This window comes from Gordonia sp. VNK21 (assembly GCF_046098115.1).
GTDB lineage: Bacteria > Actinomycetota > Actinomycetes > Mycobacteriales > Mycobacteriaceae > Gordonia.
In genome coordinates this window covers 17308-35279 of the sequence record NZ_JBJURU010000016.1, presented here as the reverse complement: position 1 = coordinate 35279, position 17972 = coordinate 17308, and the positions used below count along the sequence as shown (strand labels likewise).

13 protein-coding genes, 1 tRNA gene and 1 pseudogene are annotated in these 17972 nt (G+C 70.4%); 7 read left to right on the top strand and 8 right to left on the bottom strand.

Annotated features, from left to right (window positions below; all coding sequences use genetic code 11):
- Window positions 1–127 precede the first annotated feature (127 nt).
- Window positions 128–301: a hypothetical protein gene (locus tag ACJMNC_RS16030; RefSeq protein WP_408948961.1), complete on the top strand. Its 174-nt coding sequence runs from the start codon at window positions 128–130 to the stop codon at window positions 299–301.
- Between the two features lie 119 nt (window positions 302–420).
- On the opposite strand, the gene ACJMNC_RS16025 is transcribed toward ACJMNC_RS16030, so the two are convergent.
- Window positions 421–1209 carry a hypothetical protein gene (locus ACJMNC_RS16025; RefSeq protein WP_408948960.1) on the bottom strand — a complete coding sequence of 263 codons (789 nt, stop codon included), beginning with the start codon at window positions 1207–1209 and terminating at the stop codon, window positions 421–423.
- Between the two features lie 179 nt (window positions 1210–1388).
- Between ACJMNC_RS16025 and ACJMNC_RS16020 the strand changes: the two genes are divergently transcribed.
- Window positions 1389–1464: transfer RNA gene (locus ACJMNC_RS16020), tRNA-Ala, on the top strand.
- Window positions 1465–1514: 50 nt separating this feature from the next.
- Here the strand turns inward: ACJMNC_RS16020 and ACJMNC_RS16015 are convergent.
- Window positions 1515–2702, bottom strand: a pseudogene (locus ACJMNC_RS16015) (winged helix DNA-binding domain-containing protein).
- A 329-nt stretch (window positions 2703–3031) separates the two neighbouring features.
- On the opposite strand from ACJMNC_RS16015, the gene pgsB reads away from it, so the two are divergent.
- The 4 genes from pgsB to ACJMNC_RS15995 all read left to right on the top strand — a co-directional run bounded on the left by pgsB (window position 3032) and on the right by ACJMNC_RS15995 (window position 8561).
- Window positions 3032–4489 (top strand): poly-gamma-glutamate synthase PgsB, encoded by a 1458-nt coding sequence (pgsB, locus tag ACJMNC_RS16010; protein ID WP_408948959.1) that lies wholly within the window; start codon window positions 3032–3034, stop codon window positions 4487–4489.
- Window positions 4486–5487: a poly-gamma-glutamate biosynthesis protein PgsC/CapC gene (locus ACJMNC_RS16005; protein WP_408948958.1), complete on the top strand. Its 1002-nt coding sequence runs from the start codon at window positions 4486–4488 to the stop codon at window positions 5485–5487. Before pgsB ends, ACJMNC_RS16005 begins: the two co-directional genes overlap by 4 nt.
- Window positions 5484–7295, top strand: coding sequence for a gamma-glutamyltransferase (locus ACJMNC_RS16000; RefSeq protein WP_408948957.1), 1812 nt, complete (start codon window positions 5484–5486; stop codon window positions 7293–7295). The genes ACJMNC_RS16005 and ACJMNC_RS16000 overlap by 4 nt, the downstream gene beginning before the upstream one ends.
- A 105-nt stretch (window positions 7296–7400) precedes the next feature.
- Complete coding sequence (locus ACJMNC_RS15995; protein WP_408948956.1) at window positions 7401–8561, top strand: lipase family protein; 1161 nt, start codon at window positions 7401–7403, stop codon at window positions 8559–8561.
- A 592-nt stretch (window positions 8562–9153) separates the two neighbouring features.
- Here ACJMNC_RS15995 and ACJMNC_RS15990 read toward each other — a convergent pair.
- The 4 genes from ACJMNC_RS15990 to ACJMNC_RS15975 form a co-directional block, all read right to left on the bottom strand.
- Window positions 9154–10932, bottom strand: coding sequence for an alpha/beta hydrolase (locus ACJMNC_RS15990; protein ID WP_408948955.1), 1779 nt, complete (start codon window positions 10930–10932; stop codon window positions 9154–9156).
- Window positions 10929–11213, bottom strand: coding sequence for a hypothetical protein (locus tag ACJMNC_RS15985; protein ID WP_408948954.1), 285 nt, complete (start codon window positions 11211–11213; stop codon window positions 10929–10931). The genes ACJMNC_RS15990 and ACJMNC_RS15985 overlap by 4 nt, the downstream gene beginning before the upstream one ends.
- A gap of 137 nt (window positions 11214–11350) precedes the next feature.
- Window positions 11351–12847 carry a 4Fe-4S binding protein gene (locus ACJMNC_RS15980; protein ID WP_408948953.1) on the bottom strand — a complete coding sequence of 499 codons (1497 nt, stop codon included), beginning with the start codon at window positions 12845–12847 and terminating at the stop codon, window positions 11351–11353.
- A 9-nt stretch (window positions 12848–12856) separates the two neighbouring features.
- A complete protein-coding gene (locus ACJMNC_RS15975) occupies window positions 12857–13870 on the bottom strand; it encodes an AurF N-oxygenase family protein (protein WP_408948952.1) in 1014 nt (337 codons plus the stop codon).
- 148 nt (window positions 13871–14018) lie between these two features.
- Here ACJMNC_RS15975 and ACJMNC_RS15970 point away from each other — a divergent pair, with 148 nt between their 5' ends.
- Window positions 14019–15722 (top strand): cation:proton antiporter, encoded by a 1704-nt coding sequence (locus ACJMNC_RS15970; protein WP_408948951.1) that lies wholly within the window; start codon window positions 14019–14021, stop codon window positions 15720–15722.
- Between the two features lie 21 nt (window positions 15723–15743).
- Here ACJMNC_RS15970 and ACJMNC_RS15965 read toward each other — a convergent pair whose 3' ends face one another.
- Window positions 15744–16955, bottom strand: coding sequence for an MFS transporter (locus ACJMNC_RS15965; protein WP_408948950.1), 1212 nt, complete (start codon window positions 16953–16955; stop codon window positions 15744–15746).
- A 136-nt stretch (window positions 16956–17091) separates the two neighbouring features.
- Window positions 17092–17958 (bottom strand): universal stress protein, encoded by an 867-nt coding sequence (locus ACJMNC_RS15960; protein ID WP_408948990.1) that lies wholly within the window; start codon window positions 17956–17958, stop codon window positions 17092–17094.
- Between the last annotated feature and the right edge of the window lie 14 nt (window positions 17959–17972).

The window sequence follows — 17972 nt, the reverse complement described above, 5'->3', positions numbered from 1 at the left end:
TCGCGGCTGGAGACAACACGAGTACGGCGACGGCGCCTCCCGGTTCTTCCGGGAGGCGCCGTCGCCCGTTCGGCGGGTGTGCCGCGCATCGGCGTCCGGGGCGCGCAGGCCGCCGTAGAGTGAAGTCATGAGCAACAACGACGAGTGGTACTACCAGGTCTCCACCGGCGAGGTGACCCGCGGCAAGACCGCCAACGCCCTCGACCGGATGGGGCCGTACCCGGATGAGGCCACGGCCCGCAATGCGCTGGAGATCGCCAAGGCGCGCAACGCGGCCGCCGACGCCGACGACGAGGACTGACCGCCTCGCCGGCCCGGCCGCCGATGCGGTTGGGCCTTCAAAAGTCGCTGGTCCGCCGGCGATGCCGGTACGAGTGTTCCCGATAGACCGAGCCATCCATCTCAGGTCGATGGTGCGGTCTATCGGGAACTCTGGTGTCCGACTTCGTCGGCACTGATCTCGTCCGTACCGATCCCGTCGGCGCTGATCGCCTCGGGGTGCTCGGTGATCCAGGTGCGGGCGCGGCGTACCGCCGCGCTCAGCCCGATCAGTTCGGCCGCGTAGGTGGCGGGTGCCCCGACCACGGGGATCCAGCTGAGCTTGCGGAACAGTCCGGGAAGCCGGCCCGGGGGTTCGAGAACGTCACTGCGGACCAGCATGGTCAGGTTCCACAGTGCTTTGACCGCTTCGGTCCGGCTCGGCCGGCGCCACAGTTCCGCCCAGGCGGTGGTGCCTTCGGCGGGCAGCGGGGCGGCGGCCAGATCACGGTCGAACAGGGCGGCGGCCAGCAGTGCCAGCTGGTCCCGGCGCTCGGTGACGCCGTACTCCTGGGCGACGGCGAGCACGATGAGCGCCTGGTCGGCCATCCGCAGCACGGGGGTGGCGGGGGAGAGTTTGGCCCAGCCGCCGGCGAAGCCGGGCGCGGCCACACCGAGGGTGTTCAGCGCGCCCACCCGGTGCGTCCACCAGCCGGCCCGCTCGTTCATACTGGCCTCGGCCCAGCTGCCGGTGCCCGGCCAGGAGGCCGCGTCCAGGACCCGGGCGGCCAGTCCGGCGGGGCCGGAGTAGTCGACGACGGGGAAGGTGCGCGGCTTCACGGCGCACGGATCGGCGGTGCGCAGGGTCGTCAGCACCGGCTCGGCCAGGCTGATGGTGCGCGCCAGCAGCTGCGTGATCTCCGCGTCGGAGCCGTGGGCGGATCGGAACATGGTGAACCTCCTTCGGTCGGCCGCGGCGGGCGATCGGCGGCAGCGTCGGCGGGCGAGCCGGCGGTGCCGCGGGCCGCCGCGTGGCGCCGTCGGATGTCAGGTTACCGCCGCACCCGGGCGATTCCCGCCCTCCGGTGGGGCGCTGTTACACTGGTCCACGGTCACTCACCGTGACCCACGGGGCTATGGCGCAGTTGGTAGCGCGACTCGTTCGCATCGAGTAGGTCAGGGGTTCGATTCCCCTTAGCTCCACCATGGTGATGAGCCGCAGCAGCGGTCTCATCTGAGATGCGGCACGCGTGTGGTCAGTATGCGTCGAACTGGACTTCCGAGGCGGATGCGCCACGGAGTGGCGCGACCTGCGCGGCCTCGGTTTCGAGCGATGTCCGGTGCCGGGCCGGCAGCGCGTCGAACGTCGTGATGTTCACGGAGAGCTTTCGGCCCTTCTTGCGGGCGCGCCAGGTGCCGATGATGTCGCCGTCGGCGAGAACGGTTCCGGGGTCGCCCACGGTTCTCCACACCTCGCGGTGGTGCTTCTCGTCCACGATGGTGGTGCGGTCACGCAGCTGCGTGTAGGGATCGCGAGGTGGGAGCAGACGCACGCCCACGGGTGCCGGCGGCGAGCGGAGGGCGTCGAGGTCGTCGGTGAGGAGCCACGTCGTACGGCCGAACTCGACCTGAGTCATCTCGTCATCGAGCAGGCGCCACCACGGGTCGGCGTCGCCGGCGCGCACCCCGAGCCAGGCGGCGAAGTCGGCTCGGGTGGAAGGCCCATAACTGTGCAGGTAGCGGCGAAGCAGTCGGCTCGCGCAACTTTCGGGTCGGCGTCGGGTAAGCGGTGCCCCAGCCACTCGTCGACCAGGACGAACGGTGCCTTGTTGCCGTCGCGTGGCGCGAAGCAGACGACGCCCTGCAAGGTCAGGATGCGAATACAGAAGTGCACGATCGCCTCACCGAGTGGCTGGGGCGGCGTGGGGGCCTTCCTGCTTCCAGATGTCGCGTTGGGAGGCGGACAGGTGCGGCGTGATCCGTTCGGCGAGCTCCCTGCCGAGGGCGTCGATCGCCAACTGTCGGCCGGCGAGTACATCGCCGATCTCGGAGCCGACCAGCTCCACGGTCTCGGTGAGGCTCAAGCCGAGCTTGTCCACCGACGGTCCTGCCCCGAAAATGAACCGGCGCATCGCCTCTTCCGTCGGCGGGAGAACGCCGGTGGTGAACACGGGCGCATCAGCGGTGGGAATGTAGAAGGGCGCGCCGCGCATGCACCAGGTCTGGAGCAGGCTCTTGTCCGTGGCGACCGCATGGTCCAGCCGGTCGGCGCTGACGTCGCGGACCCGCGCATGCAGGGCGAGGAGTGCGGACCCCGGCGGGCTGTTCTGGATACCGCACACAGCGGCCGCGCCCACAATCGCCTTCTGGCCCAGCCGATCCGTGAGGTGATGGGCGTGCAGACGGAAGGCGGCGACGTCGTCCCTCGAAACCTTCACCACCATGGGCTCAGGCTATCGCGGGCCACCGTCACAGGCCTGGCGCTCGGCGTGACGAGGACCGTCGTCGACCATCGCGCACCTGTGCGCCCGGGCGCCGTGAGGAGCCTTGCGTCGACGTGGCCAAGGTCACGGTGCACATTGTGCGCGTAGCGATTTCAGCGCTTGCGCATTGTTCGCAGATCGGGCAGCATGATCGTTGTCCAGAGGACTTCGGTCCCGCGGACTCCGACTCCTCCTCCGGCTGACCCGGTCCGGCTTCGACGCCGCACTGTGACCAGTCCTTCCTCGGCGTACCCACGGTCGCCGAACCTTCTCATGAGGAGATCTCCCACATGCTCGCCTTCACGGCGCTGGCCGGCGCTTCCGCCCTCATCGGCATGGGCGCCTTCAGCCGGCGCGAAACCGCACATCGTGCCCGCACCGCCGGACTCGACGTCAACATCCACGTCAACGGAATCCGCGGCAAATCCACCGTCACCCGCATGATCGGCGGCGTACTCCGCGAAGCCGGCGTACACACCATCGCCAAGACCACCGGCACCTACGCCTGCGTCATCGACACCGACGGCGGCGAACACCCCATCCGGCGCACCGGGCCGGCCAACATCAACGAGCAGTACCGCTTTGTGCGGGACTGGATCGACGACGACGTGACCGCCCTGGTCGTCGAATGCATGGCGGTCAAGCCCAAGCTGCAGAAGATCTGCCAGGACCAGATCCTCCGCTCACCGATCGGCGTCATCACCAACGTGCGCCTCGACCACCAGGACGAACTCGGCGAGACCCTCGAGGAGATCGCCGCCTCCCTGTGCAACACGGTGCCCGAGAACGGGACGGTGGTGACCTCCGAGCGCGATCCGGCGCTGGTGGAGATCATCCGCACCCACTGCGAGGCCCGCGGCTCGCGGCTGATCGTCGCCGAGGCGAGCATCGACTCTCGCGAGCTGCTCGAGCGCTTCGACTACCGGCAGTTCGAGGAGAACGTCGCGGTGGTGCTCGAGGTGGCCCGGCTGCTGAACATCGATCAGCAGGTGGCCGTGCGCGGCATGCTCGGCGCGCACCCGGACCCCGGCACCACCCGGATCGCCACCGTGTCCGACGGGACCGGCGCCGACCTGCACTGGGTGCCGATGTTCGCCATCAACGACTGGCAGTCCACCCTGCAGGTCTTCGACACGGTGGTCACGGAGAACCTGCCGTCGGGCAGCCGCACGGTGATCGCACTGAACAACCGCGCCGATCGCACCGACCGAGCCGCGATGTTCATCGACCTGGTGTCCACCGAGCTCGCCGACCGCATCGACCGGGTCGTGCTCTACGGCGACATCCAGGAAGCGGTGCGCCGCAAGCTGATCGCGCGCGGCCTACCGGCCTCCACGATCGTCACCACCGACGACGTCGACCAGGACGACGGCCGGGCGCTGCTGGCCCGCGCCCGCGAGGGCTTCGCCGCCGGCGACGAGGTAGCGCTGCTCGGGATGGTGAACATCCACACCCCGCAGGTACGGGCGATGGAACGCTACGTCAGCGCGGTGCTCGACGGCTCGTCGGCCACCACCGCACCGACCACCGCCGCACCGGCCACGGCGCCGTACACTCAGCCGCTGGTTCCGGCGACGTCGGAGGACGCCGGAACCGCACCCCTGGGATCGATCGTCGTCACCGGCCGCCCACCGCTGGTGGAGGAACCGGTCACCCTGACCGCGCGCACCCGTCGCCTCTACGGAGCCACCGTGCTGATCGCCGAACCGGTGGAGCTGCGGTCCGAGCGTCAGGTGGTCGCCTCATGATCGGTCCCAGCCTGGGCGACTATCCGTTCATCGTCGAATACACCTACCTGGCCTTCCTGGTGGGCGTGCTGCTCGGCTACCTGTACTTTCGGCAGCGGCAGATCTCGGTGGGCGGCACACTGGCCGTCGGCTATCTGGCCGCCAGCCTCTACCAGCCCGTCAACGCGGTGGTCACCGTGCTGATCTCGCTGGTGGGCTACGCGCTGATCCGCTACGTGATCCTCAAGGCCTTCCTGCCCCGCCCGCGGCAGGTCTTCGGGATCGGCCTGGCCGTCGGCATCGCCTGCGGCGCAGCGTGGCTCGCCGTCGCCCACTGGGTGCTGGGTATGGAGCAGACCGGCGACGCGGTCACCCTGGTCGGGGTGATCGTGCCGGGCATGCTGTGCAACTCGCTGACCAAGCAGGGTGTGGCACGCACGCTGATCCCGCTGGCGGTGATGGTGCCGCTGGCCGGACTCGCCGGCTTCCTGCTGGCACTGCTCAGCACCACGGTGGCGCCGATGGACCTCCAGTATCCGGCCGACGGCCCGGGCGTGGAGGTGCTCTTCGCGGTCAGCGCCGTCTCGGTACTGCTTGCGGTGGTGGTGCAGGAGACCACGTCCGGATCGTGGACGCTGCGCACCGGCGGCTACGTCACCGCCGGCCTGCTGCTGGTCGCGGCCTTCACCGACCCCTGGTACCTGGCGGTGATCGCAGTCGCGACCGCGATCACCCTGGCGGTCTACGTACCGTTCAGCCGTGCGGTGCCGCTGTTCGGCAAGGACCGCTTCATCATCTTGTGCCTGCTCTCACTGTTCCTGGTGACCGGTCAGGAACTGCTGCTCTACGCGTTCACCGACATCCGGCTGGGCGGCCCGGCCGGGCTGGTCTTCGCGATCCTGCCGGCGATCATGGCCAACGACCTGCTGCAGTACGGACTGCGGCGCACCGGCGGCGGAATGGGGCTGGCACTGGCGGGCTGTGCGGTGGTCGCGGTGCCGCTGCTGGGCTTCACGTGAGGCCGGGCGCACCGCTCGCCCTGCTGTCGGTGGTGGCCGCACTGCTCGCTGGCTGCGGCGCCCCGGCGGCCTCCGGGCCGCACCCGCGGCCACTACCGGTGGCGGCCGATCCGGGACAGTGCGACTACCCCAGCGGTTACGACGCGGCACCGGTGGCCGACGATCCGGGCGCCGACGCGGCACTGCTGGCCACCGCCGGCGGGCCCAAGCGCAACCTGGTGGTCACCCCCGACCCCCAGGCCAGTGCCGCAGCCTGCCGGATCCTCGCGGCCGGCGGCACCGCCGCCGACGCGCTGGTGGCGGCGCAGTACGTGCTCGGCCTCACCGAACCGCAGTACTCCGGCCCCGGCGGTGGCGGCCTGGCGCTGTACTACGACGGCCCCAGCGGCACCTTCGAGGCCTACGACGGCACGGTGCACGCCCCGGCCGGCGATCGGGGAGCGGCGCCCCGCTCGGCGCTCTCGTCGGTGGGGGTGCCGCAGACCGATCGGCTGATGGCCACGCTCGGTGGACGTTTCGGCACCATGCCGCTCGCGCAACTGGTGGCCCCTGCGCGGCGGCTGGCCGCCTCCGGGTTCACCGTCAGCGCCCGGTTGTCGTCGGCGATGGCCGCCCGCAGCGAGATCTTCGACCCGGCGGCGCTGCCGCAAGCCGGTGCGGTGCTGACCAATCCCGAGTACGCGGACTATCTGGACCGGCTTCCGGCGGGCCGGCCGCTGACCGGACTGGCCGAACGGCTCGGGCGGCTCGGCGGGCTGGACGAGCAGCCGCAGGTGCAGGCCCTGGTCCAGGACTGGCAGCACGAACACGGAACGCTGGTCGCGGCCGGTGAGCCGCTGTGCATCCCGTACCAGGACCATCGGGTGTGCGGATCACCCTCGACGGCAACGGGTTTCATGATCGTCGCCCAGACCCTGGGAATCCTGGACACGCTCGATCTGGCGCGGCTGAACCCGCGGGTCAACGCGGGCCCGGGGCGGCCGGTGGCGCGGGCCACCGCCGTGCACCTGATCACCGAAGCGCAGCGCCTGGCCTTCACCGACGGCAACACCTGGATGGACGATCCGCAAGCCGATCCAGACCTCGCGCGGGACTACCTGGACCGGATCGTCACCGACCGGCCGGGGCTGGCCGCGCAGGCCGGGCGCATCCGCCAGCGTCACACCCTCGACGATCCGCAGCCGAGCCGTCTGGACCGTCGTGCCGCCCGCTACGCCGACAGCACCGACCAGGGCACCTCGCAGATCACCGTGCGCGACTCGGCCGGCAGCATCGCCACACTGACCACCACGCTGCAGCGCAGCTTCGGCAGCGGGGTGAAGGTGGACGGCTTCTACCTCAACAACTCGCTGGACAACTTCACCGCCGCGGCCGGGCCGGACGGCATCAATGCGCGGGTGCCGGGTGTGCGCCCGCGCACGATGATGTCGCCGGTGATGGTCTTCGACGGGGCCGACGGCCCGCCGCTGCTCGCGCTGGGCTCGCCCGGCGGCCGCAAGATCCCGTCGTACGTGGTCAAAGCCCTTGTGGCGATGATCGATTGGGGATACAGCCCGCTGCAGGCCGTTCAGATGCCGGGCTTCGGGGCCACCAACCGGCGGGCGGTCTACCTGGAGAAGGTCGACGACGGCGGCAGTCGAGACGACCTGCGAAGCATCGCCGCACTGCTCAGGTCGTGGGGGCACACCGGGCTGGACGTGGGCGCCTACGACAGCGGGCTGTCGGTGGTGCGGGTCGACGGCGGCCGGGCCGAGGCGGCGGCCGACTACCGGCGGCACGGTCTCGCCCGCGGCGTGGACGCAAGTTAGGGTGCACTAAGTCTCATGTTAGGCTGCTCTCGGGTCGGCGACCGGGGATGTGCACCCGTGACGCGCCCGTCAGTGCGGACGAGAAAGAACTGGCAGGAGACTGTGGTGCTGAGACGGTTGCTGATCGTGATGACGGCGCTGGTGACTGGTGTGGGACTAGTGGCGTTGTCGCCGGCCGCGGCTCCGGCCGCTCCGGCCGGAGCGCGCGGCTCGCTGGTCAGCGTGAAGGACATCACCGACCAGAAGGATGCCCGGATGGGGCAGGCCGCCAAGGTCTTCGAGGTGGTGTACCTGTCCGAGGACGTGCACGGAGAGCTGGTGCCGGTGCACGGCAGCGTCTCGGTGCCCAAGCGCGCCGCCCGCGCCGGCGGCTACCGGATCCTCGCCTGGAACCACTCGACCGTCGGACTCGGCGACACCTGCGGGCTGAGCACCGTGCTCGGCGAGGGCGGCAAACGCGATCCCTGGCTGGGCAAGTGGCTCGACGACGGCTACGTGATCGCCGCCTCCGATTACGCCGGGATCGACGGCCCGGGGGTGCACGCCTATCTGCACGGTCCCACCGCCGCCAAGAACACCCTGGACATGATCCGGGCCACCCGGACCGTCGTCGCGCAATACGCCGGCGCCCCGATCTCCGAGAAATTCCTCAGCTTCGGCGGCTCGCAGGGCGGCCACACCGCGCTGTGGACGTCGAACCTCGCCGAGGACTACGCGCCCGAACTGACCGACGTGGGCACCGTGGCGCACTCGGTGCCGGTGTACCTCGACGACTACTTCGCCACCATCGAGCCCGGCTTCCCGCCGGTGGCCGCACCCGATCTGACCACCTACTTCACCTACGTGCTGGCCGGTCTCAAGCAGGCCCGCCCGGACGTGCCGGTGGACTCGTACCTCAACGCCCGCGGCCGGTCGCTGGTGAAGAAGGCCGAGACGCTCTGCTACCGGGAGATGGGCCAGGCCACCAAGGGGGTTCCGGTGGGCGAGCTGGTGTCGCGGCCGCTGCGGGAAGGCTCGCTGATGGCGGCTCTGCGCGACTACTCGCGGATCCCGGTGAAGGGCTACACCGCCCCGATCCTGCTCCAGCAGGGCACCGCCGACACGGTGGCCTTCCAGCCGCTGACCGTCCGGTTCGCCGACGAACTGCGCGCCAACGGGGCCAAGCTCGAGTACCGCGAGTACCCCGAGCAGCACGGCCTGAGCACCGCGCGGGTCAATGAGGCCCGCGCCTGGGCGAACGGACTGCCCGGCTGGGGTCGGTCCTAGCCCGGGCAGGGTTCCCGCACACCTTCCGCGGGAGACGACAACACTGGAAGACGAAAACACTCGCGCCGCTTGCCCTGACGGGTAAGCGGCGCGAGTCTCCTCCGACTGTGGTTAATTCAGTTGTGCGTCACGCTCCGATTCCGAGGGTGATGGCGACGTGCAGAAGGTCGCCACCGAAGATGGTCACATCGTTGAAGAACTGGGTCAGGGCGGGGAACATACGCGTTTCCTTTCGTAGGGTTCGCATCGGTTGATGCCCCATAAGATTCACACGAAAACCCGCCTTTTTCTCGTCGTTGTGACGCGCTTATTACCGTCGGGTAGATGTGTCTCAGGACACCTGAATCGATGCGTGCATCTGCATGAAATGCCTGACCACGGCGGTTGTTCCGGGTGGAGGTTGTTCTCGGCGCAGAGGAAATATCCGGTTCACTCTCCGGTAACCATTGCTGTTTCCCGGGTCACTGAGAACGCCCTCGGAACCGATCTCGAGTACAGCTTGAGGTTGATTGTTCGCGCGCCGTTTACCGCGTACCGGAATCCTTCGCGGACGAATACCGGAAACCTCCGATGATCGCCCCGGAAATGGTGGTCAACCGCCCAGTGCGCTGAACAGGCAGCCGATCGCGGCGACCGGATCGTGCAGTGCCGCGACTCCGAGCCGGGAGGCGCCGGTGAAACCGTCCCGGAGGTACGGCAGTTCGGCCTCGATCAACGCCCGCGCCAGCTCGGGATCGCCCAGATCGGGCAGCCGCCGCACGTACGGCGTCACCGGCCGGCCGGACAGGACCGCGCTGAGGTTGGCGAAGGCCGTCGAACCGGGATCGTCCAGATACCGGGAGTGCCCGGCGGTCCCGGCCACGATCTCGCCGGGACTCCCGTCCGGACGGTCCGCGTACAACCCGGTGTCGAGCCGGAGCACTCCCGGTGCCTGGTCGGGATCGCCGCCGTGCACCGCGCCGCCGTACCGCTGCACCCACTGGATCGGATCCTCCGGCGCGGTCAGCGAATACCGGTGCACCTCCGGATTCGGGTTGTGCCACGGCCCGTCGAGCACCCCGGTGCCGGCGGAGGAGGCGTAGACGACGTTGTCGGCCCGCAGCCCGAGCTGCTCGGCGGTGCCGACCACCGAACCGCCGTACGAATGCCCGATGTAGGTGACCGGCGCCTGCGGTGCCGCCCCGTCGGCCTCGACGTCGAGCGCGGCCCCGAAGGCCACCAGCTTTCCGGCCATCTCCGCGGCCGGACGCGGATCGGCCGCGCTGCCCGAGAGCGCCTGATCGGCGGCCAGATAGCCGAAGACGGGCAGCCGGAGCGCCGCGGACGCACCACCGTTCACGATCTCCTGCGGCAGCTCGCCGTCGGCGTAGACGAAGACTGTGGCCCCGCTGTCGCGGGCCAGCGTCACGGCCCGTCCCCGCTCCCGGTCGACGGTGTCGAGTCGGCTGCCGGTGCCGGGGACGAAGACGCCCACCCCGGCGGCCTCGGGCGTCAGCTCACCGATCTGTTCCACATAGCGGCCGTTCCCCTCGTCGGAGAAGACGACGAACTGGCGCGGCCGCAGCGTCCCGTCCGGGCCGGGCGCCGGCGCCAGCATCGATCGCAGTGCGCGCACGCGCGGGCTCTCACCCTCCCCGTCCGCCAGCCGGGCGTCCAGGGCGGTGCGGATCAGGCGCCGGTTGGCGGCGGCGCGCTGGTCGAACGGCACCCCGTCCAGGGCGCCGATCAGCTCGGGCCGCGCGGCGATCAGCTGCTCGGCTTCGGTGCGCGAGAGCGCATCCCAGTAGTCCCGGACCCGATCCGGCGGCAATGCAGCCAGCAGGGCGGCGGCTGCGCCGGGGGAGAGCCGCGCGTGCGGGTCGGCGAAGCCTGCCGGGGCCGGTAGCCGGTCACCGCGGCGGGCGAGCAGCCCGGCCAGGGCCCGCAGCCGGCCGCCGAACTCGGCGTCGGCGGCCAGCAGCCGTTCGAGCAGACCGCCGATCCGGTCCGACAGATAGCCGGCATCGGCCCGGCGTCGCGGATCGGGATGGCGCGCGGTGCCGTCGTCGTCGAGGACGAAGCCCTCGGTCTGCGCGGCGGCCACCGCCTGCAGCAGGGCCGACCGGGCGGCGAGCAACCCGCCGGCCGCCTGCATGCCCACCCCGGCCGCCTCGGTGAGGGTGCGGGCGGTGCGCAGTCCGAGCGCGTTCTGCCGCTGCACGCGCCGCTCGGCCGCATCGTGGGCGGCCCCGCGCCAGCCGTCGTTCCCCACCAGGGCGCCCGCCAGCTGCTGCTGGGCGGCGACGATGCCGTCGGCACCGGCCTCGAGGGCCGCGGCCGCCGGCGCCACCAGCTCCAGCGGCCAGGACCGCACCGCCGCGATCCCGGTCACCGCAGACCTCCCGCCGCGATCTCCGCCGCGACGGCCCGGTCGGCGTCGACGGTCAGCGCGGTGAACCGGGCGAGCGCCTCGGCCAAGCTCTGCACGTCGCCGGCCAGGGCGGCGCTGATCGCTGCGGCGGAGACGGCGCAGTCGTTCAGGGCGCCCATGACGGCGCTGCCCGCCGGATCCGGGGCCGGGGGATAGCCGAGGGCCCCGAGCCGCTCACCGGCCTGCCGCCAGACGGCGACGATGCCTGCGAGGGCGTCCTGGCTGATGCGGAACTCGTTCATGGGTGCTCCCGTCGCCGGATCGGATGAACCCAGTGCACCCGGCGGACGCGTGCTGCCGCATCCCGGCCGTCCACAGACACGCCGCCGCCCGCCGGTTCTCCACAGAGTCCCGGCGGGCGGTTGACGTCAGCGGCGGTTCAGCCCGCGAAGACCGCGCGGGTCGGGGTGTCCAGCAGCCCCGACTGGGCGTCGGCGAGCAGCGCCTCGACCGTCTCCTGCGAATCGGTCTTGTTGGTGCCGATGAACCCGGTGGGGCCGCGTTTGGCCCAGCCGGTCACGTACATCCCGGGCAGCGGTGCGCCGTCGCCGGCCAGCACCCGGCCGCCGTCGTTGCTGACCGTCCCGGAGGCCTCGTCGAAGGGCAGCCCGGGGACCGGTACTCCGTGGTAGCCGATGGCGCTGAGCACCAGCCCCGCATCGAGCTGCACGGTGCTGCCGTCGTCGCGGCGCAACCGCAGACCGGTGGCCCGGGAGGTGCCGAGCACCGCCTCCGGGGTGAGCCCGAAGGTGAGCCGGATATGCGGCTCCGTCGGCCGTTCGCGGCGCGAGATCTCGTACAGCAGCGCGATCTTCTCGGACGCCGTCGACACCGTGGCGCCGCCCACCGCGGGAGGATCCACGGCGGCCAGCTCCTCCGGGTCCACCCACACCCGGGCGGTGCCGTCGGCCAGGCCGACCAGCTCGGGCAGGGTGAACGCGGCGTGCTCGGGGCCGCGGCGCGCGGCCACCACCACCTCGCGGACCGACGAGGCCCGTAGCGCCGCCAGCGCGGTCAGGTCGACGCTGGTCACCGCGAGGCGCTCCGGATCGGCGGTGAGGATACGGGCGACGTCGAGCGCCACATTCCCGTTGCCGATCACCACCACCCGCTCGGTGCTCAGATCCGGTCCGGCCGAAGCGAAGTCGGGATGGCCGTTGTACCAGCCGACCACCGAGGTGGCGCTCTGGGTGCCGGGTAGGCCCATGCCGTCGAGCGCCAGCGGACGGTCCGTGGGGGCGCCACCGGCCCACAGCACCGCGTGGTGCCCGGCGCGCAGCTGGTCGAGGGTCACGTCCCGGCCCACCTGGACGCCGAGCAGGATCTCCAGTCGCGGGTGCCGGGCGATCCGGTCGAACAGATCCATCACCTGCCGGGTGGCCAGATGGTCCGGGGCCACCCCGAACCGCGCCAGCCCGTACGGCTGGGACAGCCGCTCGTAGACGGTGACCCGGGCCTGCCGGTGCTTGAGCAGCTCGTCGGCGGCGTACATGGCGGCCGGGCCGGAGCCGACGATCGCGATCTCCAGCGGATCGGGTGACCGGCGCAGCGCGGCCGGTTTGTCGACCGGCGCCATCGGCAGCCGCCAGCGCTGATTCACCGGGAACCGGACCGCGTCCACCGGCTCGCCGTAGTGGTCGGCGTTGATCTGCGCGAAGCGTTCCTGGGTCTCCGGCAGGCGGTGACCGGGCTTGATCGCGCCGACCGGGCAGGCGCTGACGCAGGCGCCGCAGTCCACACAGGTCGACGGATCCACGTAGAGCATCTCGGCGGTACCGAAGTCGGGTTCGTCGGGTGTGGGATGGATGCAGTTGACCGGGCAGGCGTAGACGCAGGATGCGTCACCGCAGCAGGCCTGGGTGATGACGTGAGGCATGTGAGGGGGTCAGTCGGCCTGATACGTGGGTTCGCTGCGGTACCGGGAGGGCCGTCCGGAGATGCCCAGGATCCGCCACACCTGAGCGGAGACCGGATTCATCAGACCGCACTGGTCGGCCAGCATCCGGACATCGCCGAAGACATTGCGCAGCAGCTTCTTGGACTGAGGTGAACTCCAGAAGATCTCCCTCATCACCTCGCGCGGGACGTCGAACTCCTCGCGGAACTCCTTGGGCGGGACCATGATCGCGCTACACAGCACCCGCATGGTGATCGGCATGGCGATCGACAGCACCAACCGGGTCAGAGCGTTCTTCTCCGGAACCGTCTGACGCAGGTGATTGTGCGCGAACGAGATGTGCCGGGCCTCCTCGGCCACATGCAGCTGCATCACCGCCGCCATCGCCGGATGCAGGTCGTCCGAGGTGCGCAGGAAGTCCTTCTGCACGTGGTCGATCGGCTCCTCGCCGCCGAGCACACCGAAGAAGAACACCGTCGGGAAGATGGTGGAGAACAGCGGCACCAGCGGAGAGATGCGGCGCAGGCTCTTGCGGGCGCCGGGGGTGCGCATGCCGATGCGGTTCACCAGCTCCTGGAACATCAGGGTGTGGTTGCACTCCTCCTTCGACTCGTGGGTGGTGTAGCGGAACCGCTTGTCACCGTTGTCGAGGGCGAACGCGTACTGCATCAGGCCGCGGATGAGGATCGACTCGAACTGCAGACCCACCTTGGCCACGTTGGCCTGACGCCACATGCCGATGGCGATCTGCTTGTCCTGCGGCAGGCTCTGATACCAGGGGTGCTTGCCGATCGGATCCACGTCGTACGAGAGGATCCAGCGTGGATCGTCGGGGACGATCGCCAATTCCGGGCTGTCCCAGGCGATGTCGATGTACGGGTCGAAGTTGCGGTGTACAGAAGCGGATGAGAGATCGTCGAGGACCTGCTGGTAGTCGACGCTGCTGTCGCTCTTGTCGGCGGGCGGCTCGTAGGCGGCCGGCCGGGGCTGTGTCGAGGTCATACATCAACGCTGACACCATCGGCAAACATTGTCAATGGTCAATGGTCAATGTTACATTCGGTGGTGTCGGGGTGGAAAACCCCAGGTGAGTGCCGCCGCTGAGGTACTCGGTGAACACGACTGCCCCGGGTGCGACAGAATCGACCCCGTGGAAACCTCGATGGAGTTCGTCGTCGTGGTGGTCGGCTGTGTGCTGGCCATCGCCGCCGCCAACACCCTGGCGCCCCGAATACGGCTCGCCGCCCCGCTGCTGCTGGTCGCCGTCGGCGTGATCGTCAGCTTCATCCCGCGGGTGCCGGAGATCGAGGTGGACCCGGAGATCATCCTGATGGGCGTGCTGCCGCCGCTGCTGTACGCGGCGGCGGTCGCCATGCCGGTGATGGACTTCCGGCGCGACGTGCAGAGCATCGGGCTGCTGTCGATCGTGCTGGTGATCATCTCGGCGCTGGTGCTCGGCGCGTTCTTCTCGGCGATCCTGCCCGAGGCCGACTATGCGACGGGGGTGGCGCTCGGCGCCATTCTCAGTCCCACCGACGCGGTGGCCACCGGCACCATCAAACGGGTGGGGGCGCCCGCACGCATCACCACGCTGCTGTCCGGTGAGAGCCTGTTCAACGACGCCAGCTCGCTGGTGGTGCTGCGCGCGGCCATCGCCGCCAGCGCGGCCAGCGTCTCCTTCGGCGGCGTCGCCGTCTCCTTCGTCTGGTCGCTGGTCGCCGCTATCGCCGTCGGCGCCGTCATCGGCTGGCTGCACACACGGATCCGCGGACGGCTCAGCAATCCCGCGGTGGCCACCGCGGTCTCGTTCACCGCGCCCTACATCGCCTACATCCCGGCCGAACTCATCGAGTCCTCCGGACTGGTGGCCGCGGTCGCCGCCGGACTGGTCTCCGGTCAGTCGTCCGTGCGCCGGCTGACCGCGGCCGTCCGGCAGTCCGACATGCAGAACTGGCGGATGGTCGAAGTGGTTCTCGAAGGCGCCGTCTTCCTGATCATGGGCCTGGAACTGAAAGCGCTGCTCGCCGACGTGCATGAGGCGCACGAGAGCTGGGTGCACGCGCTCTGGCCGGCGATCGCGGCGTTCGCGATGATCGTCGTGCTGCGGTTGCTGTTCATGGTGCCGCTGATGTGGGTGGTGGACCGGCGGGCGCAACGCCTGATCTCCCGCGAATCGCATCTGTCCGCGGTCAGGGAGTCCCTCGACGGCAAACCCGGGGCGCCCGACACCGCGGCCCGGCGCTACCGGCGCATCATCGACAAACGCCTCGCCGACATCGACTACTACCGGGACGAAGCGCTCGGGCCCAAGGAGTCGCTGGTGGTGGTGTGGGGCGGCATGCGCGGGGTGGTGACCCTGGCCGCGGCCCAGACGCTGCCCGCCGACACCCCGTACCGCTCGCTGCTCATCCTGGTCGCGTTCTTCGTCGCCGTCATCTCGCTGACCGTGCAGAGCGGCACCATCGCGGCCTTCGTCCGCTCGCTGAAGCTGCCCGACCAGAGCGCCCAGGTGCGTCAGGAACGCGCCGAGCTGCGCTACGAGATGCTGCAGGTGGCCCAGCAGGTGCTGCACGACCCCGACGTGGTGGGCCATAACCAGCAGCTGGCCGGCCAGGTGCAGCTGATCCGCGACCTGGAGTCACGCGACAGCGAGGAGGAGGACGGCACCACGCCCGAGGACGCCCTCGACCGCGGGATCGCCATGTCCCGGGAGATGCGCCGGGTGCGCGGCAAGATGCTCGTCGAACAGCGCAAGAAGCTCCTCGAGTTGCGCGACCGCGGCGCCTACAGTTCCGAGGCGCTCACGGCGGAGCTGGCCAAACTCGACGCCGAGGAGATCAGCATCACCGCCTGACCGGCACCGGAAGCCGGGCGGTCAGGATGCGAGGGGTGCGGGTTCGGTGCCGGGCAGGGTTTCGCGGGCCATCACCCACATCACCAGGGCGACGACCAGCACCGCCCCGGTCAGCACGAACGCCGCCTCGAAACCCCAGGCGGTGGCCACTGCGCCGGCGGCGAGCGGACCGATCACCGCGCCCAGATCGGAGGCCATGCCGTAGCCGGCCAGCGCCGACCCGCCGCGCTGGCGGATGCCCAGGACGTCGCCCAGGGCCGCCTGGTGGGTGGGCGCGAACAGTCCCGAACCGAGACCGGCGACAGCGGTGAGCACCAGCGCCACCCAGATATTGGGGGAGAAGCCGAGCAGCAGGGTGCCGAGCGCGGCTACCGTCAGGCCGGGCAGCAGCACCGGGCGCCGGCCGTACCGGTCCGAGAGCCGGCCGGCGGTGAGAATGGCGATCATGTTCCCGGCCGCGTAGGCGGCGAGCACGATCCCCGCCCAGGCGTCGCTCTGGTCCAGCGCCTGCGTCACGAACAGCGGCACCAGCGCGATCCGCACACCCATCGACGCCCAGCCCTGCGCGAAGTTCGAGGCGAGCACGGCCCGGTAGGCGTTGTCGCGCAGGGCTTCCCGGAACGAGATGGCCAGCGGCTCGGACTCATCGGGAATCCCCGGGGCGGGCACCTCGGCGGGCGGCGGTGCCGCCGGCATCATGACGGCGACGACGATCGTGGCGATCACCAGCGCGATCGCATAGACCACGAACGGCAGGGCCAGCCCGGCGCCGACCAGGGCCGCGCCGATCAGCGGACCGGTCAGATTGCCCACCAGGAAGCCGGCCGAGAAGTATCCGGACGCCCGGCCGCGCAGCGCGGGCGGCGCCATCCGGATCAGCAGCGCCATCGCCGAGATGGTGAACATCGTCGACCCGACGCCGCCGGCGGCGCGGAACACCAGCAGCTGCCAGTAGCTGCCCGCGAAGGCGCAGGCCAGCGTCGACGCCGCCACGATCAGCAGACCGGAGAGGTAGATCTTGCGTTCGCCGAGGCGGGTGACCAGCCGGCCGGTGGTGGGGGCGAACAGCAGGCGCATGACGGCGAACGCCGACACCACCGCCGAGACCGCCGTCGTCGACACCCCGAAGGTGTCGGCGAACAGCGGCAGCGCCGGCGCGACGAGGCCGTAGCCGAGTGCGATGACCACATTGGCCGACAGCAGCACCCAGAGACCGCGGGGGAGAGTGTTCATCGGTTCCTGAAACGGGGACTCACGGGACAGACGGTGCGGGCGGAGGACTCATGGTGCGGACCGGGCCGCGACGCACCGAAGGCGCCGCACAACCGCGGCTGCGGTGGCGGCGCCTCCGAGGAGAACAGAACAGGGATCAGGCGCGCACGATCATGACCGGCACCTTGGCGTGGTGCAGCACCTTCTGGCTGCGCGAGCCCAGCAGCAGACCGGTGAAGCCGCCGCGGCCGCGCGAACCCATCACGATCAGCGACGCGGTGTCGCCGGCGGTCTCCAGGATGGCCTTGCCCGGCTCCTCCGGCAGCACCACACGCTTGACCTTCACGTCCGGGTAGTCCTCGCCGTAGCCGGCCATCCGCTCGGCGACCGCCTCGACGGCCTGCTGCGACATCTCCTCGATCTCGTCGGAGGTGAGGCCGTAGCCGTGCAGGGCGTCGGCGTCGAGCGGGGTCCAGGTGTGCACGGCTACCAGTTCCACATTGCGCAGATCCGCCTGGCGGTAGGCCTCGGCGACGGCCGGGTCGCTCACCTTGGAGTCGTCCACACCCACCACCACGGGGCCCTCGGTCAGCTTGGCCTCCGGCGGGATGATCGCCACGCGGCCCTTGGAGTGGGCGGCGACGCTGGTGGACACCGAGCCCAGGAACAGGCCCTTGAAGCCGCCCAGGCCGCGGCTGCCGAGCACGGTCATCTCGGCCTGCTCGCCGAACTCGATCATCACGCGGGCGGCGTCGCCCTCGACGATCGAACCGCTGATCTCGATGTCCGCATCCACTTCGCGGGCCACCTCGGCGGCGCTCTGCACGTACTTGCTCACCTCGCCGCGGATGGCGTCGATGACGTCCTGCGGGATCACCAGGCCGGGCGCGTAGTCGCTCGTCGTGGTGGTGTACGCGGAGACGATCTTCAGGGCGGCGCCTTCGGTCGCGGCGGCGCCGGCGGCCCAGCGCACGGCGTTGATGGATTCGGCGGAACCGGCCACACCGACCAGAATCGTGCTCATCGTGAAATACCCCA

Coding starts and splice junctions, on each gene's coding strand:
- ACJMNC_RS15975 (WP_408948952.1), bottom strand. CDS start 13,870: ATGACCTCGACACAGCCCCGGCCGGCCGCCTACGAGCCGCCCGCCGAC.
- ACJMNC_RS15960 (WP_408948990.1), bottom strand. CDS start 17,958: ATGAGCACGATTCTGGTCGGTGTGGCCGGTTCCGCCGAATCCATCAAC.
- ACJMNC_RS15980 (WP_408948953.1), bottom strand. CDS start 12,847: ATGCCTCACGTCATCACCCAGGCCTGCTGCGGTGACGCATCCTGCGTC.
- ACJMNC_RS16030 (WP_408948961.1), top strand. CDS start 128: ATGAGCAACAACGACGAGTGGTACTACCAGGTCTCCACCGGCGAGGTG.
- ACJMNC_RS16005 (WP_408948958.1), top strand. CDS start 4,486: ATGATCGGTCCCAGCCTGGGCGACTATCCGTTCATCGTCGAATACACC.
- ACJMNC_RS15965 (WP_408948950.1), bottom strand. CDS start 16,955: ATGAACACTCTCCCCCGCGGTCTCTGGGTGCTGCTGTCGGCCAATGTG.
- ACJMNC_RS16025 (WP_408948960.1), bottom strand. CDS start 1,209: ATGTTCCGATCCGCCCACGGCTCCGACGCGGAGATCACGCAGCTGCTG.
- pgsB (WP_408948959.1), top strand. CDS start 3,032: ATGCTCGCCTTCACGGCGCTGGCCGGCGCTTCCGCCCTCATCGGCATG.
- ACJMNC_RS15985 (WP_408948954.1), bottom strand. CDS start 11,213: ATGAACGAGTTCCGCATCAGCCAGGACGCCCTCGCAGGCATCGTCGCC.